18 protein-coding genes, 1 tRNA gene and 2 pseudogenes are annotated in these 22,014 nt (G+C 45.5%); 5 read left to right on the top strand and 16 right to left on the bottom strand.

The window, feature by feature from the left end:
* Positions 1-91 precede the first annotated feature (91 nt).
* From KY305_RS00070 to KY305_RS19825, 3 genes are all read left to right on the top strand, one after another.
* On the top strand, positions 92-565 hold the full coding sequence (locus KY305_RS00070) for a MarR family transcriptional regulator (protein WP_223060826.1): 474 nt from the start codon (positions 92-94) through the stop codon (positions 563-565).
* Between the two features lie 140 nt (positions 566-705).
* Positions 706-2,115, top strand: a complete 1,410-nt coding sequence (locus KY305_RS00075) for an MDR family MFS transporter (protein WP_223060827.1) — start codon at positions 706-708, stop codon at positions 2,113-2,115.
* Between the two features lie 339 nt (positions 2,116-2,454).
* Positions 2,455-2,901: a tyrosine-type recombinase/integrase gene (locus tag KY305_RS19825; RefSeq protein WP_396021497.1), complete on the top strand. Its 447-nt coding sequence runs from the start codon at positions 2,455-2,457 to the stop codon at positions 2,899-2,901.
* 21 nt (positions 2,902-2,922) lie between these two features.
* Here KY305_RS19825 and KY305_RS00085 read toward each other — a convergent pair.
* The 3 genes from KY305_RS00085 to KY305_RS00095 form a co-directional block, all read right to left on the bottom strand.
* Positions 2,923-2,995 (bottom strand) — tRNA-Ala (locus KY305_RS00085).
* A gap of 108 nt (positions 2,996-3,103) precedes the next feature.
* Complete coding sequence (locus KY305_RS00090) at positions 3,104-3,934, bottom strand: undecaprenyl-diphosphate phosphatase (protein ID WP_223060828.1); 831 nt, start codon at positions 3,932-3,934, stop codon at positions 3,104-3,106.
* 90 nt (positions 3,935-4,024) lie between these two features.
* Positions 4,025-5,185: an AI-2E family transporter gene (locus tag KY305_RS00095; RefSeq protein ID WP_223060829.1), complete on the bottom strand. Its 1,161-nt coding sequence runs from the start codon at positions 5,183-5,185 to the stop codon at positions 4,025-4,027.
* A gap of 169 nt (positions 5,186-5,354) precedes the next feature.
* On the opposite strand from KY305_RS00095, the gene KY305_RS00100 reads away from it, so the two are divergent.
* The gene (locus tag KY305_RS00100; protein WP_223060830.1) at positions 5,355-6,341 is read left to right on the top strand and encodes a Gfo/Idh/MocA family protein; all 987 of its coding nucleotides are present in this window, start codon (positions 5,355-5,357) and stop codon (positions 6,339-6,341) included.
* Between the two features lie 35 nt (positions 6,342-6,376).
* On the opposite strand, the gene KY305_RS00105 is transcribed toward KY305_RS00100, so the two are convergent.
* From KY305_RS00105 to KY305_RS00125, 7 genes and pseudogenes are all read right to left on the bottom strand, one after another.
* Positions 6,377-6,901 (bottom strand): type 1 glutamine amidotransferase domain-containing protein, encoded by a 525-nt coding sequence (locus KY305_RS00105; RefSeq protein ID WP_223060831.1) that lies wholly within the window; start codon positions 6,899-6,901, stop codon positions 6,377-6,379.
* A 64-nt stretch (positions 6,902-6,965) separates the two neighbouring features.
* Complete coding sequence (locus tag KY305_RS00110) at positions 6,966-8,978, bottom strand: methyl-accepting chemotaxis protein (protein ID WP_223060832.1); 2,013 nt, start codon at positions 8,976-8,978, stop codon at positions 6,966-6,968.
* A gap of 113 nt (positions 8,979-9,091) precedes the next feature.
* Positions 9,092-10,042 carry a methyl-accepting chemotaxis protein gene (locus KY305_RS20450; protein WP_483862203.1) on the bottom strand — a complete coding sequence of 317 codons (951 nt, stop codon included), beginning with the start codon at positions 10,040-10,042 and terminating at the stop codon, positions 9,092-9,094.
* Positions 10,037-11,077, bottom strand: a pseudogene (locus KY305_RS20455) (cache domain-containing protein); the annotation flags it as partial. The gene KY305_RS20450 and the pseudogene KY305_RS20455, both read right to left, overlap by 6 nt.
* A 126-nt stretch (positions 11,078-11,203) precedes the next feature.
* Positions 11,204-12,157, bottom strand: a complete 954-nt coding sequence (locus tag KY305_RS20285) for a methyl-accepting chemotaxis protein (protein ID WP_396021504.1) — start codon at positions 12,155-12,157, stop codon at positions 11,204-11,206.
* Positions 12,152-13,189, bottom strand: a pseudogene (locus KY305_RS20290) (cache domain-containing protein); the annotation flags it as partial. The pseudogene KY305_RS20290 and the gene KY305_RS20285, both read right to left, overlap by 6 nt.
* Positions 13,190-13,370: 181 nt before the next feature.
* The gene (locus KY305_RS00125) at positions 13,371-15,356 is read right to left on the bottom strand and encodes a methyl-accepting chemotaxis protein (protein WP_223060835.1); all 1,986 of its coding nucleotides are present in this window, start codon (positions 15,354-15,356) and stop codon (positions 13,371-13,373) included.
* A gap of 140 nt (positions 15,357-15,496) precedes the next feature.
* On the opposite strand from KY305_RS00125, the gene KY305_RS00130 reads away from it, so the two are divergent.
* Positions 15,497-16,234 (top strand): protein-glutamine gamma-glutamyltransferase, encoded by a 738-nt coding sequence (locus tag KY305_RS00130; RefSeq protein WP_223060836.1) that lies wholly within the window; start codon positions 15,497-15,499, stop codon positions 16,232-16,234.
* Positions 16,235-16,251: 17 nt separating this feature from the next.
* Here the strand turns inward: KY305_RS00130 and KY305_RS00135 are convergent, their stop codons facing one another.
* From KY305_RS00135 to KY305_RS00160, 6 genes are all read right to left on the bottom strand, one after another.
* Positions 16,252-16,503 (bottom strand): hypothetical protein, encoded by a 252-nt coding sequence (locus KY305_RS00135; protein ID WP_223060837.1) that lies wholly within the window; start codon positions 16,501-16,503, stop codon positions 16,252-16,254.
* A 23-nt stretch (positions 16,504-16,526) separates the two neighbouring features.
* The gene (locus tag KY305_RS00140) at positions 16,527-17,558 is read right to left on the bottom strand and encodes a nitronate monooxygenase (protein WP_223060838.1); all 1,032 of its coding nucleotides are present in this window, start codon (positions 17,556-17,558) and stop codon (positions 16,527-16,529) included.
* The gene (locus KY305_RS00145) at positions 17,551-17,973 is read right to left on the bottom strand and encodes a secondary thiamine-phosphate synthase enzyme YjbQ (protein ID WP_223060839.1); all 423 of its coding nucleotides are present in this window, start codon (positions 17,971-17,973) and stop codon (positions 17,551-17,553) included. The genes KY305_RS00140 and KY305_RS00145 overlap by 8 nt, the downstream gene beginning before the upstream one ends.
* A 96-nt stretch (positions 17,974-18,069) precedes the next feature.
* On the bottom strand, positions 18,070-19,752 hold the full coding sequence (locus KY305_RS00150; protein WP_223060840.1) for a glycoside hydrolase family 13 protein: 1,683 nt from the start codon (positions 19,750-19,752) through the stop codon (positions 18,070-18,072).
* A gap of 220 nt (positions 19,753-19,972) precedes the next feature.
* A complete protein-coding gene (locus KY305_RS00155) occupies positions 19,973-21,262 on the bottom strand; it encodes a hemolysin family protein (protein ID WP_223060841.1) in 1,290 nt (429 codons plus the stop codon).
* Between the two features lie 42 nt (positions 21,263-21,304).
* A complete protein-coding gene (locus tag KY305_RS00160) occupies positions 21,305-21,982 on the bottom strand; it encodes a zinc metallopeptidase (protein WP_214803578.1) in 678 nt (225 codons plus the stop codon).
* Positions 21,983-22,014 lie beyond the last annotated feature (32 nt).

A 22,014-nucleotide genomic window follows, 5' to 3' on the forward strand; every position in this document is an offset into this window, starting at 1 on the left:
ATAAGTTCCTAAATAATTATTTCAATATTGTTGAAATAGAAACAAAAATTTTATAATATTGTTTATGCACCAACGAGTAGGAGGACAGGCCATGGACAAAAAAGAACAGCTCCTAATGAATTTCAGGGACTTTTTTAACAAGATGGTGTGGCTTAATAAGCTTAAGATGGAAGACAGCCTTAAGGGTTATAAGCCTTCTGAAGTGCACTGTATCGAATTCATTGAAAAAAATAGAGATGCCAATGTGACTAAACTTGCGGAGTCCCTTTATATGACGAGAGGTGCCATAAGTAAATTAACTAAAAAGCTTATAAAAAAAAGTCTTATCGAAAGCTATCAGAAACCGGATAACAAGAAAGAAATCTATTTTAGGCTTACTGAGCAAGGGAAAGTCATTTTTAAAATCCATGAGGAACTGCACAAAGAGTTTCAAGAACGAGACAAAATCGTATTTGAACAAGTAACCGAGGAACAATTTGACACTATGCTTAGCTTCGTTGCAAAATACAGCAGCCATTTGGATGCAGAAATAAAGAAACTTGGTGCAGATATTAAGTCGAAATAAATTTGAAAATGAAAACATAGGCAGCCCAACTCTATTGAGAACGGGCTGCCTTTTTATTGTTTTTGTTGACAAAGAAACAAAGACACTCTATTATTTTGTTGACACAGAAACAAAGACATAGCTTTTGAGAGGAGAATCATATGTCAAAAGATAAAGGAAAGGAACCGGGATTACCAAAAGAAATTCTCACGGCTGCCTGGGCTATTGCACTTGGAGCAATTGCTCCAATGCTTGACTCAACTATGGTGAACATCGCCATCGACAAACTAACTAAGGATTTCAACACGACATTGGATATCATTCAATGGTCTGTTACAGGTTATGTTTTAGCCCTTGCGATTGCAGTTCCAGTATCCGGCTGGCTTATGAATAAATATAACGGAAAGAAGATCTTCGTCGGCTCAGTCATCGCCTTTGGTGTAATTTCTGTTTTTGCTGGCATTAGTTGGGGCGTATCCAGCTTCATCTTCTTCCGTTTACTTCAAGGATTTAGCGCTGGAATTATTACCCCGCTTATGTCAACCCTCCTGGTTAAAACAGCAGGTCCAGAGAATCTGGGGAAAGTTATGGCGATCGTCAGCACCCCTATGATCTTCGGCCCAATCTTAGGACCTGTAATCGGGGGTTTCATCGTTCAAGGTGCATCATGGCCTTGGATTTTCTTCATCAACGTGTTCATCGTTTTGATTGGTGCACCACTTATGATGAAAACTATTCCAGACTTTGAACCATTCAACAAAGATCGTAAACTCGATGTTTTTGGGATTATCGATTTGTCTTTAATGAGCGCGTCATTGATTTACGGAATTACGAAAGCATCGGACTATGCATCATTTAACAATAGCGAAACCATCCTATGGATTGGCATTGGACTTGTTTTAGCAGTAATTTACCTCGTATATAATCGGATCAGAAAGAATCAAACAGTGCTCCCGATGAATTTGTTCGCACACAAGAGCTTCTTAGCATCAAGCATCGGATTATTTCTGGCGAATATTGCCATCATGGGACCAATGTTAATACTTCCATTGTTCTTGCAAAACATCCGTCATTTCACAGCAATTGAAGCAGCGCTTGCATTAATTCCTCAAGGGATTGGGATGCTCGTTACTCGGCCGCTGATCGGAAAAATGATTGATAAGATCGGTGCGAAATACGTGGTGATGGTCAGCCTTGTTCTTTCGCTCATCGGATCTATTCCGCTTATCTTTATCACCGATAAAACAAGTATGATTTGGATTTCCATCGTATTGTTCATCCGAGGCGCCAGTTTTGGAGGTATTATGCTTCCGCTCACGAGTGACGCTTATACAGGAATTGACGGCAAACAACTTCCAGAAGCAGGTGTCGGTATTAATATTATTGAAAATCTTGGTTCGAGCTTTGGTTCAGCCGTTATCGCAACTGTTGCCGCAACTGTTATACAAGGATTGGAACCAACAATTTCCAACGGTTTAAAAGGTTACCATGCCGGATTCTTTGTATCCGTCATTGTCCTTGCGGTAATCTTCATCCCAAGTCTATTTCTCACCCATAAAAAGACTGCATAATAAAGAACCTTGGCAGTCTTAATTCCTATGGGAGCTGCTCTCGTTACACCATATGGTCTGCTGAGAATAAAGAAATGAACTTTCTTGGATCTGATGAAGCAGCTGAATGTATTAAAGTGTTGTATGAAATAAGATATTAAATGGCGCGTATTCTGTCTTGCTGCTTTAATCGGGAGGCTTCAAAGAGGTAAAGCTCTTGCCTGCGAATGGCATCTGTATGCAGATTGGGGCGGAATATACGTAAACAGATCATTTTCTAAAACAATTAACGGAGAATCTCTTGTCAAAAGACCAAAGTCAAAAAGCTCTTTACGCTTTGTTAAAATGCCGAATTTCTATATGGATGATTTGGCAAAATATTATCTCATGTGGAAGAAAGAAAAACTTATGCTCGGGGAAGGCGGGGACAATCAATACATCTTTCACAGTGGTACTGGAAAACCATATTACTACACTACCCCTACTGCAAAGTGGACTAAAATTAAAAACAAGTCCGGGCTCAAAGATATCCGGCTCCATGACCTGCGACATACTATGGCAGCTCTCCTTATAGAAGCCGGCGAAAATATGAGCGCAATTCAAAAACGGGCCGGTCATGCAAGCCGACGAATAACATCCGATATTTACGGACATACGACCGAAAAACTTGAAAATGAGACAGCTGGATTTTTCGATCAATTTAACCCTAAATTGAATGCGAAAAGTAACGAAATTTTGGTCCCCAAATCGTCCCCAATTGCTTTTAAGTACAATGGCTCTGTTCCTGAAAAACAAAAAAACCCTTGATCATATCAAGGGTTTCGGGTATGGAGCCAAGGGGGCTCGAACCCCTGACCTCTACGCTGCCAGCGTAGCGCTCTCCCAGCTGAGCTATGGCCCCGTGCGGTAACGTCATGTTTTATTATAGACGAGTTTTCTTCGGAATTCAATAGGAAATTTAGTTGCCGGTACTTATAAAAAAGAAGACCCTTACGCGGGGTCTTCTTTTTTATACCACAAGCATCAGTAAGATCACGCCGAGAATGATACGGTAAATGGCGAATGGCACGAGTCTGATTTTATTAATGAGGCGAAGAAAAAATTTAACGACTAAGAGAGCGACAAAAAAGGCGCTGATGAAGCCGATAAGAAAAAACGGGATCATGTCGGGCGAGAGGCTGTCCCAGTATTTCACCAGCTTTAAAAGGCTGGCTCCGGCCATAATCGGAATGGCCATAATAAACGTAAAGTCGGCTGCCGCTCTGTGTTTCAAGCCGAGGATGACGCCGCCGGCAATCGTTGACCCTGAGCGGGAAAAGCCCGGCCATAGGGCGAGACATTGGAATAAGCCGACACAGAGGGCCTGTTTGCAGGAGATTCGGTCAACCGTATCGGTCGTTTCTTTCCTTTTATTGATCCAGTCTGCCGCAAGCATGAGGATGGCTCCGGCAATTAACCCGAAGGCCACTGTTCTTACGGAAAATAAGTATCGGTCAATGTAATCCTCAAATAAAAAGCCGAGAATTGCCGCCGGAACAAGTCCGATCGCTATTTGCGCAATGGTGAGCCTGTGCCCTTTTTCCTGATCGCGTGTCACATTCTTTTTGAGACCCAGTAAATTTAAAATCCGATCCTTAAATACAATCGCCACCGCCAATATGGAGCCCAGCTGAATGACCACCTTAAAGGAATTGGCGGCTTCAGGATTCATCAGATTGCCGGATTTCAGCCAGATGTCATCCGCTATGATCATATGTCCCGTTGAAGAAACCGGTGCGTATTCCGTTAACCCTTCAACTATCCCTAAAACGGCTGCTGTGAACACTTCCCATAGTGTCATCCTATTCTTCCCTTCATTAAGCATTTACAAAAGAGAAGCTCTCCCCTAGAGGAAAGCCTGTCTCTTATAAATATCAGACCCGTCCCGTTTTTATGCCTTGGGAACCGCATCATTTTTTTCTTCTTCGTATAAATGCGACCGCATTTTAAACCAATCAAACAAGTGGGTCGTGACCACTTTAATGACCGCGTAACCCGGGATGGCCAAAATAATGCCGACAACGCCGAACAGTTTTCCGGCGGTCAACAGGACAAAGATGATGGTAATCGGGTGAATGTGAAGGTTTTTCCCCATAATTTGCGGAGAAATTAATTTTCCTTCCACAAGCTGGACAATGGTCCAGACAATCGCAAGCTTCAGCAGCATAAACGGAGACGTCACCAAAGCGATAATGATAGCCGGGGTGATGGCAATCGTCGGCCCTAAATACGGCACAACGCTTGTACAAGCGGCAATGACCGCAAGCAGCGAGGCGTAATCAAGTCCGATAATCAGATATCCGATAAATAATAAAAAACCGATACAGAAGCTGACGATAACCTGGCCTCTGATATAGGAGCTTAATCTGTGGTTCATCTCGCTCAGCATCGTGTACGTTTGTTCCTTTAAACGGGTCGGCACAAACTTTAAGATATAGATGGGCAGTTTTTTTCCGTCTTTCAGCAAGTAGAACAAAATAAACGGAACGGTAACGATAGAAATAATAACCTCAGTCAGGGCGCCGATAAAATTTCCGACTCCGGTAAATGTGCTGTTCGCTATCGTCGCAGCCTGAGCCGAGACTTTATTCGCCAAATCGGAAATGTTAATATTCATCGTCTTCTGCGCCTGATTCACAAAATCGCTTCCGATCAGATTTTTCGTCTGGTCTTCAACGATATCCACATATCTCGGCAGGTTGTCGATCAGGCTCATGATCTGTTCCTTTAAAAACGGAATGATCGATACGATAGTGATCGTAATTAATCCTATAATGATGAGATAGAGGATCAAAATGGAATAGACCCTTTTCACTCTTACTTTTTCGAGTATATCTACGATCGGATTGAGTAAATAAAAAACAATTCCTGTCAAAATGACGGGGAGCGCAATCGTCTTGAGCAGGACGATAATTGGTGTGAAAATAAACGATGTTTTTGTAAAAACAAGAATATTGAGACCGATGAGCAGCAATACAAGCAAAAATAAGACAAATTTATTGTCTAAGAAAAACTGTTTAAATCTGCCGCCCCATGTTTGCAATGTTTCCACTATTGTTCCTCCATCATACGTATTTTACCTAAATTGTACACTATCGTTCCTATAATGAAAAATATAAACCGGTCTCTTTGGGAAATTTTCCTATGCATTCATACCGTAAACTATTTTGCTTTTATGTTTGTGCTATAATGAAAGACAGTAAACAGAAGGAGCGATAGCAATGATTCGGTTTGCAACAGTAGGAACGAATTGGATTACAGACCGCTTCCTCCAAGCGGCTTCCGCTATTGACCATTTTCAATTGGCGGCGGTTTATTCAAGATCAGAGGAACGGGCCAGGGAATTTGCCGGTATCCACGGTGCAGCACATCATTTCACAAGCCTGGAAGAGATGGCGAAAAGCGGAAGCTATGACGCGGTTTATCTTGCCAGCCCAAACGCATTCCATAAAGAACAGGCAATCCTTTTTATGAAGCACGGAAAGCATGTGCTGTGTGAGAAACCGTTTGCTTCTAACGCGCGGGAAACAGAAGAAATGATTAAAGCAGCCAAGGCAAACGGCGTTTTGCTGATGGAAGCGATGAAAACCACCTTCCTGCCCAACTTTAAATTGATTAAAAACCACTTACATAAAATCGGAGCAATCCGCAGATTTACGGCAAGCTATTGCCAATATTCATCACGATATGATGCTTTTAAAAACGGAACGGTGCTTAACGCGTTTCAGCCGGAATTATCAAACGGTTCTTTAATGGATATCGGCGTGTATTGTATTTATCCGGCGGTCGTACTGTTCGGAAAACCGAAAGAGGTAAAAGCAACCGGTTACAGATTATCTACCGGCGTTGACGGCCAAGGCACGGTGATTCTGTCATATGACGGATTTGAAGCGGTGCTCATGCACTCAAAAATTTCGAATTCCTATGCTCCTGCAGAGATACAGGGAGAAGAAGGCACCATCGTGCTGGACAGCATTCACGGACCGGAAAGAGCGGAGATCCGATATCGTGACGGGCGCGTGGAAGACATTTCTGTTCCTGATACGAAACCAGCCATGTATTACGAAACGGCTGAATTCGTATCACTTCTTGAAAACAATCAGCTTGAGTCTTCCGAAAATACATTTGAACGCTCGTTCATCACGGCAAACATTATGGAAGAAGCGAGAAAACAAATGGGAATTGTGTTTCCCGCCGACCGAAACTAAAAACATCCGCCCGGAGTTACGGGCGGATGTTTCTTTTATTTGGCCGCTAAAACATCGGCAAATGCTTTTGCATATTGCGGGAGATCAGGCGGACGGCGGCTTGAAACAATATGGCCGTCTGTTACGACAGCCTCATCCAGCCACTCCGCCCCGGCGTTTGTCATATCGTCTTTGATGCCGGGCGTGCTTGTCACTTTTTTCCCTGCCAGGATTCCGGCTGATATCAGCACCCAGCCCGCGTGGCAGATTTGGCCGATCGGCTTTTTCTGCTCGTTCATCGTGCGAATGATTTCCAGAACCTCCGGGTATCTCCTCAATTTGTCAGGAGCCCAGCCGCCCGGCACGAGCACGGCATCATACTCCTGGATAATCAGGCTCTTAAAATCATAATCTGCCGTTGCAGGTACGCCGTATTTTCCTTTGTATGAACGGCCCGCTTCTTCTCCTATTAAATGAACAATTGCCCCTTCTTCCCGTAACCGATAGACGGGATACCAAAGCTCTAAATCTTCAAAATCATCACTGACTAGCGCTATGACTTTTTTTCCTTCGAGTCTCATCGTAACACTCCCTTCTTATGTTCAAGTGTATCGTTTTTTTCGGCGGGAGGAAAGAAACAGCTCGTTACAGCTGTTTCCCGGCTTCGTTTTCTGATTCAATGGTGAATTTCCGTGTGACCTGCTGCAGTTCTTCAGCCATATGAGCAAGCGTTTCAGCGGATGAGCTGATTTCTTCCATGGAGGCAAGCTGTTCTTCGGCGGACGCGGCAATGTCTTGAATGCTGGCGGATCCTTCTTTGGCGACAGCGTTAATGTCATCCACCGCGTTTGTCACGTTTTGCGACCCGGCCGCAAGCTGCTCAAGCGTTCCGTTCATATGCTGTAAAGCGCCTGAAATCTGTGTCGTCATCTCCGAGATTTTTTTGAAGCTTTCGGCCGTTTGATCAGTAATGTTGAGGCCTTCCTTCACATCTTGGTTCACCGCTTGGAATACAGAAAGCGATGTGGCGATTTCTTTGACGATTTCTTGAATCAGCGTTTCAATTTCTTTAGCGGAATCAGCTGATTGCACGGCAAGCTTTCTCACTTCTTCCGCTACGACAGAGAAGCCCCGTCCGTATTCGCCGGCTCTGGCCGCTTCGATGGCGGCGTTTAAGGCAAGCAGATTTGTTTGATCGGCAATGCCGTTAATGACGTTCAGAATGCTCGTAATATCTTGTGACTTCGTTTCTAATCCTTTTACGACCGCTTCCGCCTGCTGAACGGAACGATCAATTGTTTTCATCTGGCCGACGGTTTTCGCCACTAATTCTTCTCCGCTTCCGGCCGTATCAGAGGTTTGAATGGCGGATTCGGTAATGTCCGCCGATACATTCGCCGTCTCGGCAATGCCTGCATTCATTTGGGAAAGGTGTTCTGCGCTTTCTTCCAATTTCTCGCTCTGGGATTCGTTTCCGTTCGAAAATTGTTCAATCGCCAATGTAATATGCTCTGTCGCTTTGCTCGTCTGCCCGGCAGATGCCGTCAGCTCTTCTGAAGAGGAAGCCACATGCTCTACTGACGATTGAATGACGCCAATGACAGATCGCAGTGACGCCGACATCTCATTAAAGCTTTGGCTGAGCTGGCCGAATTCGTTTTTCGATTTGATGTCAATTACTTCTGTTAAATCACCATCGCTGATTTTAGCGGATGTCGAGACAAGCTTTTTGAGCGGGCTTGAGATTGAGCGAATGATATAAACGATTAAAATGCCGCCGGCGATAAGAGAAACGGCAAGGATGATGAGCGCCATTTTCATAACGGGAGCGGCTGCGTCATGGATTTCGCTGACAAAGAAAGTGCCGGCGATTTTCCAGCCTGTCAATTTGTTTGTCGTGAAGGCCATTTTCTTTTGCTGTCCTTCAAACATGTATTCAAACGTTCCGCTTGTTTTTGAAAAGACTTCTTTTGTCCAGTCCCCTGAACCTGCCGTTCCCGGTTTAATGGTCGGATGGGCGATGTATTTTTTATCTCCCGTTGTAATAAAAGCAAATCCTTTATGACCGATCTGCACGCGTTCGGAAGCGGTAAGCAGGTCGTCCAGGTTGATATCCAGAGCGACAACGCCCGATCCGTCTTTTGTCTGTTTGGCAATTGTCACGACGGTTTTTCCGTTTGATGCGTCTTTATAAGGCTCGGTGAATACAGGCTGTCCGTTTTTTTCAACTGCTTTTGTATACCAGTCGCGTGTTACCGGATTATAATCGGCCGGCATTTCAGTTGACGGATATTTAACGAATGCTTTGTCAGCGGACGCGGCATACACTGATCCAACATCGTCGTTTACGGTGACATACTGTTTCATATTTTCAAGCAGTATGGATTTGTTTTTTGGTTTCAGTTTGTCCTTGGTGATTGATTCACTGTAATAATCGATGGCTTTCAGCTTGCCATCCAGCATGTTTTCCAGCACGCTGTTTAATTCGTTGACATTTCCTTGGGCGCTGTGTGTCAGTTCGCTTTCTAACGAACTTCCCGCCGTTTGGTAGCTGAAGTAGGCGAGTATGCCGACCGGCAGCACCAGTACGGCCAAGAATGCCGCGATAAGCGGCTTGCTGATGGATGGCTGTTTGATCCAATGTATCAGTTGTTTCATTTTTTCAGTCTCCTTCTTTCAAAAGCTAAATCTAATATCGTCAGATAGGACAAAAGATTTATTAAAAAAACTAAAAAAAACACCCAACGTGTAAATTTGGGTGTTTTTATCTATTATTCTATTTTAAAGCGTTTCGTCATATCACGTAATTCTTCCGCCATTTGTGACAATGTTTCTGATGACGAGCTGATTTCTTCCATCGATGCCAGCTGCTCTTCAGCGGAGGCGGCGATGTCTTGGATGCTGGCGGAGCTTTCTTTCGCGATGGATGCGATATGTTCAGAGGCTCCTGAGATTTCCTGTGAACCGGCTGTCAGCTGTTCTACAGTCGCGTTCATATTTTGGATTTCTCCGGCAATTTGGCTTGTCATTTCAGAAATCCGTTTGAAGCTTGTTTCGGTTTGATTCGTAATATCAAGACCGCTCTCTACTTCCCGGTTGACGGATTGGAACATGCCGAGAGACGTGTTGATTTCTTTTACGATTTCCACGATTAAGCTTTCGATTTCTTTAGCCGAATCAGCTGATTGCACGGCAAGCTTTCTGACTTCTTCAGCGACGACAGAGAAACCTCGTCCGTATTCTCCGGCACGCGCCGCTTCGATTGCCGCATTCAGCGCGAGAAGGTTTGTCTGATCGGCGATTCCGTTAATGACGCGGAGAATGTTTGTGATGTCTTTTGATTTTGTTTCCAGACCGCGCACGACGTTTTCGGCTTCTTTCACGGATTGGTCAATGACGTTCATTTGGCCGACTGTTTGGTGAACAAGCTGTCCGCCTGAATTGGCGACTTCCGCAGATTTTACGGAGGACTCCGTAATGACAGCCGATGCTTTCGCCATATCTTCAAGTCCGGTATTCATTTGATAAATATGTTCCGCGGTGCTTTCAATTTTTTCACTTTGGCTTTCATTTCCGTTTGAAAATTGTTCAATCGCCAGTGTAATGTGTTCGGTTGCCTTGCTTGTCTGCTCCGCTGAAGCTGTCAGCTCTTCTGAGGAAGACGCGACGTTGTTCACGGAATCCTGAATCGTATGAATCAAAGAACGGAGTGAGGCGGCCATATTGTTAAAGCTTTTGCCCAGCTCGCCCAATTCATCTTTTGATTGAATTTTAATCGTTTCTGTCAAATCGCCTTCGCTGATCCGTTTGGATGTCGTCACGAGCTGCTTGAGCGGTTTTGTAATCGAGCGGATGATCAGCACCATGACGATTGTTCCGATGACAATGGCTAATACCAGAACGAGCAAGGACAGGTGAAGGATCGGCAGTGCGGCTTCATGAATCTCGTCCAAATAAATCGTTCCGCTGATTTTCCAGCCCGTTAACTCATTAGTGTCATAGGCCATTTTCTTCTTTTCACCATCGTAAACGTATTGAAAATCTCCTTTTTTGCTGCTGTAAAGCTGATCGGCCCAATCACCGTCTAATAGAGTGCCGGGCGTTCTGTTCGGATGGGCGACAACTTTTTTGTCTTTCGTCAGGATAAACGCATAGCCTGATTTTCCGATATTCACTTTTTTCGTGGTTTTCAGGATCTCGTCAATTTTCATATTAATGGCTACCACTCCGGAGCCGTCTTTCGTCTGCTGAACGACCGTGACGACCATCGTATTGGTTGAAGCGGTGCGGTAAGGGTCTGTTACGACAACTTTCCCCTTGCTTTCGACAGCTTTTTTATACCAATCTCTTTCAACCGGATTATACCCTTTGGGCATCTGCAAATCGGGGTACCGTGTGAAATGGCCTTTCGTATCACTCGTAAAGATCGATTCTACATCTTTATTGATCTTCATATACTCTGTGAATTTATCCGTTATTTGCGCTTTGTTTTTCGGCTTGTATTTATCTTCGGTAAGCCACTCGCTGAAATAAGCGGCACCGTCTTCTTTTTGGCTGATGCTTGTATTGATCAGATTATTGATTTGCTGCACATTCTCTAACGCGCTGCCCATCACCTGCCTGTCAAGCGTGCTCACCGCCGATTGATAAGCAATAAAAGCAAGTACTGAAACAGGAAGAATGAGAACGGCTAAAAAAGAAATGAGAAGTTTTCTTGTAAGCGATCGCTGCTTGATGATTTGTACAATTTTTTTCATCTACTATATCTCCTCTTGCTGGTTTACCCTTCATATCGGCAATTATGGGTAAATATACATATCCATTAAGAAGAAATATACCGAAAGATACTTTTTACCTATTGTAAAATAGTCTTTTAGGCTTAATTAAGAGGTTATTTTAAAGCGCTTTGTTAATTCCCGAAGCTCTTCGGCCATTTTTTCCAGCGTTACGGCTGATGAACTGATCTCCTGCATAGATGCAAGCTGCTCTTCGGCGGAAGCCGCGATGTCCTGGATGCTTGCCGCGCTTTGTTTAGAAGCGGCCGCGATGTCCTCTGATGCACTTGATACTTCCTGAGAGCCGGCGGAAAGCTGTTCCACAGTCGCATTCATATTTTGCAGCTCCCCGGCGATTTGGTTTGTCTTTACCGAAATGTCCCGGAAGCGTTTTTCCGTTTCATCTGTTAACACAAGGCCGTTTTTCACCTCATGATTGACAGATTCCAGCATACCGAGGGATGTATGGATTTCCTTGACAATTTCATGAATCAAGGTTTCGATTTCTTTCGCTGATTCGGCGGATTGGACGGCGAGCTTACGCACCTCTTCGGCAACGACGGAGAAACCGCGCCCGTATTCTCCCGCTCTTGCCGCTTCAATGGCGGCATTTAAAGAAAGAAGGTTCGTTTGATCCGCAATGCCGTTTATCACCCGTAAAATGCTGGTGATGTCTTTTGATTTTAATTCAAGCCCTTTTACGACTTGTTCCGCTTCACTTACCGAAAGATCAATGGTGCTCATTTGGCCGGCTGTTTTTCGGACAAGCTGTTCGCCGGCGCCGGATATCTCCGCTGATTCAATTGAAGATTCCGTAATAACGGCAGCGGCTTCCGCTAAGTCACTGAGCCCGTCTTTCATTTCATTAACTTGTTCTGTCGCTCTGTCAATGCTGTCACTTTGGCTTTCTGTTCCGTTAGAAAATTGTTCTATAGAATAGGTAATATGCTCCGTTGCTTTACTTGTCTGTTCAGCGGAAGCCGTCAGCTCCTCTGAAGATGAAGCCACGTGTTCAACGGAATCCTGAATGCCTTGAATGACTGAACGGAGTGAATCTGTCATATGATTAAAGCTTTTACTGAGCACGCCCAGCTCATCTTTGGAGCTGACTTCAATTCTTTCGGTCAAATCGCCGGCGCTGATTTTTTCCGCAGAGGCCACGAGGCGTTTTAACGGCTTTGTGATAGAGCGGATGACGAAATACCCGAATATGATTCCGGCCGCAATGGCAATGACCAATACGATAACGGCCATGGCCAGAACAGGCTTTGCCGCATCTTTGACTTCATCCGCGGACATCGTTCCGCTGATTTTCCAGCCTGTCGCTTCATTGGTGACAAAAGCCATTTTTTTCGCATTGCCGTTAAACATGTATTGAAAGTCGCCTTTTTTCTCGCTGTATAAAGTATCAACCCATTTTCCTGACAGTGTTGTTCCCGCTTTTTCACCGCTGTAGGCGACGGCTTTTTTATTTTTGCTGAGGATAAAGGCATAGCCTTCTTTTCCAATATTGATTTCTTTTGTCATAGTCACGAGGTCGCCGATCTTAATATCAATCGCGACGACGCCTGACCCGTCTTGTGCCGCACGCGCCATGGTGACGACCATCTTTCCGTTTGAGATGGACTGATAAGGGTCCGTTATGATGGTTTTGTCTCTATTCTCCATGGCTTCTTTGTACCAGCTTCTTTCAAGCGGATTGAAATCGGCCGGCATATCGGCATGGGGGTAGCGTGTAAACGTTCCGTCCTTGCCGCTTGAAAAAATAGCGGCTGCCTTATCGTTGCTTTCAATGAATTGCTTGAATCGGTCTTTCATTTCCGTGCGGTTCTTTTCTTTAAACTTTGCACTCGTCGCCCACTCGCTGAAATACACCGAGCTTTTTGTAAATGTTCCGATCCGGTCGTCAATCATATTGTTTAAGATTTGCACATTCCCTTTGGCGCTCTCCATCATTTGGCTTTCAACCGAGGAAGCCGCCGAACGGTAGGCGCTTGCCGCCAATACAGCCACCGGAATAATTAAGATGAGTAAAAATGAAGTGATGAGTCTTCTGGCTATTGATTTTTTTGCGGTACTTGCTGTTTTTTTCATTTTTTAACCTCTTTCAAACATTTACACTTTATATCGGTGTACTCCCTTTTTATTACATTGAAAATATAGGAATAAATGAAATTTAGTTCTATATACTCCCGAGAAACTTGTGACTTTTTAATCAATTTTATTCGTCATCATTTAAAAAAGACGCTTTCCGGTTGGAAAGCGCCTTTTTGTGCTAATTGATTTTAAATTGTTTTGTTAATTCCCGCAGCTCTTCGGCCATTTGAGCCAAAGTGTCGGCGGAGGTGCTGATTTCTTCCATGGAAGCAAGCTGTTCTTCGGCTGATGCCGCAATATCCTGAATGCTTGCGGCGCTTTCTCTCGAAACATCCGCAATATCAGTAACAGCGGCTGAGACGTGCTGAGAGCTGTCTGAAAGCTGCTCAACCGTACTGTTCATGGATTGAAGCTTTTCGGCGATTTCGTTTGTCATGCCGAAGATGTTTTGGAAGCTTTCTTTCGTACGGTCCGTCACGGCAAGCCCTGATTGAACTTCTTCGTTTACCGAGGTAAACATGTGAAGAGATGTATCAATTTCGGACGTGATTTCTTGAATCAGTTTTTCAATTTCTTTTGCAGAGCCGGCGGATTGGACGGCCAGTTTGCGCACTTCTTCCGCGACCACGGAAAAACCTCTTCCGTATTCTCCCGCTCTGGCAGCCTCAATGGCGGCGTTTAAAGCGAGCAGGTTTGTCTGATCGGCAATGCCGTTAATAACCCTTAAAATATGTGTGATGTCTTTTGATTTTGCCTCAAGGCCCTTGACGACGGCTTCCGCCTGCTGGACGGATTGGTTGATGAGGTTCATCTGTCCGACCGTTTTCTGTACGTACGTCTCCCCGGTTCCGGCAATTTCCGTCGATTGTTTAGATGCTTCGGTAATAGCCGATGATGTCTGGGACACAGCGGCCAGTCCGTCATTTATGTGATTCAGTTTCGCTGAGCTTGATTCGACTTTTTCGCTCTGCTCCTCGTTTCCGTTTGAAAACTGTTCAATCGCCATTGTAATATGCTCCGTTGCTTTGCTTGTTTGCCCGGCAGATGCCGTCAGCTGTTCTGATGACGCCGCCACGTTGTCGACTGAGCTTTGGATTGCGCTGATGAGCCCCCGCAATGATTCTCCCATCTCATTAAAACTCGCCCCGAGTTCGCCCAGTTCATCTTTCGAACGGATATCAATCGTTTCTGTCAGGTCTCCGCCGCTGATTCGTTTAGACGAGCGGACAAGCCGTTTCAGCGGTGTCGTAATTGATCTGACAATCAATAAGATTAATATGCCCCCGATAATAACGGATGCGCCAAGCACGGTCATCCCCATCGTAAGCACCGGCTTTGATGCGTCTTTAATTTCGGCCAGCTCCATCGATCCCGCTATTTTCCAGCCGGTCAGCTTATTTGTCGTAAACGCCATTTTTTTATCCTGATTATCGAGCTTGTATGAAATGATACCGCTGTTATTGCTATATACCTCGTTTACCCATGGGGTTGAGACTTTATCGCCCGGCTTATGGTCTTTATGTGCGACATAGGTTTTATTTTTAGACACAATAAACACGTAGCCTTTTTGGCCGATTTTAATTTCCTGCATTTGTTTCAGCAGCTGGTCAATCGTAATGTCCATGGCCACAACGCCGGTCCCGTCCTGCAGCTGCTTCGCCACGGTTACGACCATGCTGCCGTCGTTCGCCGCTACGTATGGGTCGGTGACAACAAGCCCGCCGCCTGCCTTCACAGCGTCTTTATACCACGCACGGGTTCTCGGATCATAACCGGACGGCAGGTTTTCCTTCGGTGCTTGTGTGTAACTGCCGTCTTCCGTTCCTCCGTAAATACGGGCTACGTCTTTATGAATTGACGTGTATTGCCCGAACTTCCCTTCAAGATCGGATTTATTTTTCTTAGTGAATGACGAAGTCTTTAAGGTCTCACTGAAAAATTCAATCGCCTTCGCCTTTGCTCCTATATCATTTGTGATGGTTGTATTAAAAGAGTCGATGTTATTTTTTGCGTTGCTTGAAATTTGCTCATCCAGCGAGCTGCTCGCCGTATGATATGAGCTGAATTCTAAAATGAGAATCGGTATGATTAAGATCACGATAAATGAAATGATTAATTTTCGTGAGATTGATGCTTTTGTACACCAATTGATGAAGTTCTTCATATTATGCTGCTCCCTCTTATGTGATACCTTATATATCGGCTCGCCCCTCACATTTTGTAATCGTTTTATCCTGTTTTATGACTTATTTTCATTGCCCAAGCCTCTTGCATATCTTATAAAAAAAGAGAGGGGGCGTTTCTATGATCATCATATCCGGGCAAACGCTTCGGCCCCAAGACATCGCAAACTGGCAGACCGAAGAGAGTCTGCTTCCTTATTTAAACGAATTGAACGCTTCGCCCGTACAATTTGATTACGGGTCAATCGCTGAGCTGATGTTTGAAGTACAGCTGCGGCGCAATATCGTGCAGGCCGCCAAAGAATTGAGCGGGTCTGGCGCAAAATTCGCGACCTTCGCTAAAACATATGGAAATACGGCATTTTGGAGAGTGACGCCCGAGGGAGCCTTGGAACTGAAATATAGAATCCCCGCTTCAAAAGCCATTCGGGATATTATTGAAAACGGAGCGTTTTATGCGTTTGAATGCGCTACCGCGATTGTTGTGATTTATTATTTAGCTGTATTAAAAACAGTCGGAGCCGAAAGATTTGATACCCGTTTCGAGAAGATCACCCTGTATGACTGGCACTATGAACATCTGCCGATCTATACGGAAACCGGCCATTACTTTTTACTGGGCGACTGTTTATATTTTAAAAACCCGGATTTTAACCCGCAAAGGGCGCAGTGGAGAGGAGAAAACGTGATTGTATTGGGGAAAGATCAATATTTTGCCCATGGCCTCGGAATTTTGACCGCTGAGCAAATTATCCAAAAGCTGAATTCTTTAAGAAAAAGAGACGCCGTGCAGTCGGCTTATCTCCTTTCTCAAGCTACAAGGCTTGATGCGCCTGCACTGTATCACATCATGCATTAAAGCCATCCCATCGTCTGTCATTGTGACGATGGGATGTGAAATGCTTTTCTTTTCCGGTAAAAAGCGGTTGTGCCGAGCGCCTGGTTCGCCGCCCATTCGAACTTTTCTAAATCATGGCGTGTGACGGCTCTGTCCCGGCTGCTCCACTTGATGCTTCGGACAAAGTAATACCCCTTGATCGGCGCCATGGTGACTTTGGAATAAGGAAAATCTTCAAATACAAATTCAATATATCCTCTTTTTTTATAGGACATTTGAAGAATCTTCATACAAAAATCACCTCAAATCTTTTTTAAGACCGGCACAAATCGCGCAAAACGGTTTTTACATCGGTCGGTCCCTTCAGCATCCCTGCCGACTGGCCTGCCCATAAAGACATATAATCCGCATCTTCGGATTGTAACGCGTGCCCGCGCATCGGTTTTGTCAGCGTGTTATGCAGCGGGTAAGGAAGCGTATTCCTTTCATCCGCTTCATATGTTTTCATAAACTGATTGACGATTCCCCTCGCCTGTTTTCCGGAAAACAGTGAGGTCAGCCGCGTGTCAGCTCCTTCCGCCCCGGCAATGGCCTGTTTGTAAGCCGGAGAGGCGCTGCTTTCTTCACAAAGGAGAAACGGCGTGCCGACTTGAACGCCGTCAGCCCCCAAACACCTGGCCGCCTGAACGCCGCGATGGTCAAAAATGCCGCCTGCCGCAATGACAGGAACAGACAGCGTATCGGCAGCCTGCGGAATCAGCGCCATAAGGCCGAGGGCGGGTTCTCCTTTTGCCGGCAGAAACGACCCGCGATGCCCGCCCGCTTCAATCCCTTGCAATACGACAGCGTCCATTCCCCGTTTTTCAAGGGCAGCCGCTTCCTCTGGTGTTGTGGCCGTTCCGAAAAGGAAGCAGCCGCTGTCCTTCAGCTTTTGAACCGTTTCTTCCGGCGGCAGGCCGAAGGTGAATGAGCACGCTTTTACCCGGAAGCGGATAAGCAGCTCAACTTTCTCCTCAAAATCCTTCCAATCCTCTTCTAGTGTGGAGAATGGCTGAGCTTCATCGGCCATCGGAATATTCGCCTTCCATTTTTCAAACACATCTGCCTCTGGCGCCTCTCTTTCTTCAGGAACGAAAAGATTCACCTGAAAGGACCGGTTTGTTTTCTGCTGCATCGCAATGATCTGTTGCTCAAGCGATGCCGGGCTGACATATCCGGATGCGAGGCTGCCGAGCGCTCCCTCATTTGATACGGCCGAAGCCAGGCGCGGTGTGACAAGCCCTCCGGCCATCGGCGCCTGAATCACGGGCTTTGTTAATGATAATGCATTCATCCACTCACTCATCAATGTTCTCCTCCGTTTCAGCTGTTATTTTGATATAACACGTCCGGTTTCTCGGACCGTCAAATTCGCAGAAATAAATGCCCTGCCACGTACCGAGAATCAAGCGGCCGCCTTCAATGATGACATGCTGGGATGCACCGATTGTGCTTGCTTTCATATGAGCTGCCGTATTCCCCTCCATATGCCGGTCCAGCTCATGATCCCACGGGTAGATCTCATCAAATCTTCTGAGCATATCTCTTTTCACATCCGGATCGGCATTTTCATTAATGGTGATGCCCGCGGTTGTATGAGGACAGTATATAAGCGCTAAGCCGTTTTTTACTCCTGTTTCGCGGAGGAACGCCTCGGCTTCATGGGTGATGTCTATCATTTCATCCCGCTTGTTTGTTTTTATCTGCAATGTTTTCAGCATGAGAATGCTCCTTTCTTTTCCTCTTCCTTTCCCTTATTCGTTCTGTATTGTTCTTTTCCTGTCGAATGATGTCATAAACTTGATTCACAAAAAACTTCAGCCGCGGGACTGAAGTTTTTCCCATATATATACGCGTGTTTCATAAGGCTTTAAAAGGAAGGACGTCACGTGCCGATGATGTTCCGGTTCCGTGTTTGCCAAAACGAGTGAAGCGGAATCAAGCGGAAATCCCACATGTCTGTAAAAGGCCGGAGTTTTCGTCAGATTTGTTATGATAAGCGCGGTTTCTTCGCAGCCTTTTCGCAAATAAGCGAAGATTTGCCGATCTTCCGCCAGCAGCAATTCATACCTCCCGTTGATCAACACATCATGCTCTTTTCTGAGGGCGATTAAACGTTTGTAGAAATGATAAACGGATGTTTGATCGTTTATTTGCGATGCAGCATTCAGCCATGTATGGTTTGGGTTAATGCCGATCCATGGGGAAGCCGTTGAGAATCCGGCATGCTCCCCGCCGTCCCATTGCATCGGTGTTCTTGAATTGTCCCGCCCTTTTTTCCAGATGGCCTTCATCACTTCTTCGTGCGGTACGCCGCGGGACGTCTCGATTTCATACAGCCGCTTTATTGCGACGTCATCATAGTCGTCAATGGAAGGAAACGAGACGTTAGTCATCCCGAGTTCCTGCCCCTGATAGATAAACGGCGTGCCTTTCATCAGAAAGTAAACAGCGGCGAGTGCCTTGGCGCTTTCTCCCAGAAATAACTGGTCATCACCCCAAACGGATACGGAACGGGGCTGATCGTGATTTTCCATAAATAGTGCGTTCCAGCCCTTTCCTTCCAGACTGTTCTGCCAACGGGACAAAATGCTTTTGAATGCCGGAATACAGATACTTTCGTCTGCATCTGTATCCAACAGGCCGAGATGTTCAAATTGAAAAATCATGTCAAAGACGCCGGATTCTTCACCTGCCCAGTCAGCCGCTTCCCCGGCACTTACGCCGTTTGCCTCTCCGACCGTCATGATCGGATAGCGTGAAAATGTTTCTTGCTTCAGTTCTGTTAACATTTCCATAATCCCATCCGCATTCATATGATACGGGAAGGAAGGGACGTAAGGGAGTCCGCCGGGATTCGGCAGATCGGGGAGTCCTGCTTTTTTCTTAATGTGGGAAATGGCGTCCACCCGAAAGCCGTCTATTCCTTTATCAAGCCACCAGCGGACAACCTCATAAACGGCTTGCCTCATATTTTGGTTTTCCCAATTCAAATCCGGCTGTTTTTTGTCAAACAGGTGAAGGTAATATTGGTCTGTTTTCTCATCATATTGCCACGCTGAACCGCCGAAAATGCTTTCCCAGTTGTTCGGCTCTTTGCCGTTTTTTCCGTCTTTCCAAATGTACCAGTCCCGTTTGTGCGAATCTTTGTCCGAGCGTGATTCAATGAACCACGGGTGTTCATCGCTTGTATGGTTTACGACAAGGTCTATGATCAGCTTCATGCCGAGGTCATGGATGCCGGCGAGCAGCTGATCGAAATCCTCCATTGTCCCGAATTCACTTAAGATTTGTTTGTAATCGCGAATATCGTAGCCGTTATCTGCTCCGGGCGAGTCGAAAACGGGACAAAGCCAAATCACGTCCGCCCCTAAGCCTTTTATGTAATGAAGTTTTGATATGATCCCGTTTATATCGCCGATTCCGTCGCCATTTGAATCCATAAAGCTGCGGGGATAGATTTGATATACAACCGCTGTTTTCCACCAAGCCGTTTTCATACAGCCACTCCTTTCTTTATACAATATGAAGAAGCAAGCGAAAGAAGCATATATTTCAGAAAAAAAAGCCTCTTGCAGCCGGCAAGAGGACTTACTATATGTTATTTAACTTGAACGCTCCATTCCGATTGATTTGATGAATGCGGTGTTTTCATTTCATACACGTATACCAGTTACATTATAAATATCCTCCCGCATGAAAAAGCCGCGTGAAGGCGGCTTAGTAGTCTGTTTTTTTAATTTCGACAAAGCGGATATGATGATCCTCTGCTTCAAGCACCTTGAATTCGCAGCCTTCGGCGTGAAATACATCTCCGTTTTCCAGCTCCATTTTTTGCGTCAGCAGCCAGCCCGCAATCGTGTCGATATCCTCATTATCGATCGCGATATCTAGCAGGTCGTTCACTTCGTCTATCAGCGCCTTCCCGTCCATCACATAATGGTGTTCGCCTTTTTTGACGATATGCGGCATTTCATCCTGGTCATATTCATCCCGAATCTCACCGACGATTTCCTCCAAAATATCTTCGACGGTGACAAGCCCAGCAGTGCCGCCGTATTCATCGACGAGTATGGCCATATGAATCCGCTCCTTCTGCATACGTATAAGAAGCTCTTGTACAGGAATGCTTTCAATAACCCTGATGACCGGGCGCATAATTTCTTTTAATTCAATGGAACGTCCGAGGAAATACGCCTTAAATAAGTCCTTATTGTTAATAATGCCGAGAATATGGTCTTTATCTTCCTTGATGACCGGGTAACGTGTATAGCGTTCATTGATAATCAAGTGAATGGCTTCATCGACAGATTGATCAAGCGAAATGGCGGCGATTTCGGTACGCGGAACCATGATTTCCCGTGCGACCCGATTATCGAATTCAAATATTTTATTGACGTATCGGAATTCTGACTGGTTGATTTGTCCTTTTTTATAGCTTTCGGACAAAATCAACCGTAATTCCTCCTCACTGACAACAACTTCATGTTCTTTGACCGAGTGAAAGCCGAACAGCTTGACCAAAAAACCGGCCGAGCCGTTTAACAGCTTGATAAACGGATACATCACTTTATAAAAAAGAATAAGCGGTTTGGCCGTCCATAAACTGACGGCTTCAGCTTTTTGAATCGATATCGTTTTCGGCGCAAGCTCGCCAATAACGACATGCAGGTACGTAACGGTGATAAATGCCGCAATGAAGGTGACGACGTGCGTAATGGATTCCGGCATACCGATCAGATGAAAAACAGGATGAAGAATCCGCTGAATTGTCGGTTCTCCGAGCCAGCCGAGACCGAGCGCCGTAATCGTAATGCCGAGCTGGCACGCTGATAAATATTCGTCCAAATTAGAGATGACCCTATGGGCGGCAAGCGCCCGGCTGTCACCGCTTTCGACCAGCTCTGAAATTTTCGAACCGCGGATTTTAACAATCGCAAATTCCGCGGCGACAAAGATGGCCGTTAATCCGATTAACAGCATAATGAGAATCAGTTTTAAAATAAGCAAAAAAACCCCTACCGCAAACGGTAAGGGGCCACCTCCTTCGTGTTAATTCTCATCACGACCATTCAAGAAGATCATCACAAAACGAAGCAGCTCGAATAATGAAACGAGCGCCGCAGCCACATACGTTAGCGCGGCGGCGTTCAACACTTTATTCACGCCGTGTTCTTCACTGTTTCGAATGAATCCTTCTGACACGATAATCCGCTTCGCTCTCGCGCTGGCGTTGAACTCAACAGGCAGCGTGACAAGCTGAAAAAAGACGGCGGCTGAAAACAAAATAATGCCGAGTCCGATTAAATTCAAGCTGCCCAAGAGCATACCGCCCAAAAAAAGCAAGGGGGCGACACCCGAGGCAAAATTGACAACCGGAAATATTTTGTGCCGCAGCACAAGCGCACCGTATGATTCCTGATGCTGCAAGGCATGTCCGACTTCATGGGAAGCGACGGAAATGGCGGAAATGGAGCGCCCGTAATACACTGGTTCGGATAAACGCACCACCCGCTCCGTCGGGTCGTAATGGTCTGTTAAAGTGCCTCTCACCGGTTCAACCGGCACATCATATAAACCGTTTATATCAAGAATCCGTCTTGCCGTTTCGGCCCCCGTCCGCTGACTTGAGGCTTCCACATCTGAGTATTTTTGAAAATTGCTTTTCACTTTGAATTGTGCCCAAAACGATAAACCCAATGCGGCAAAAGTTAAAATTATAAACAGCATATTATCCTCTTCCTTTTTTCTTATCATACTTT

Source organism: Bacillus sp. YC2 (genome assembly GCF_019891195.1).
Classification (GTDB): domain Bacteria; phylum Bacillota; class Bacilli; order Bacillales; family Bacillaceae; genus Bacillus.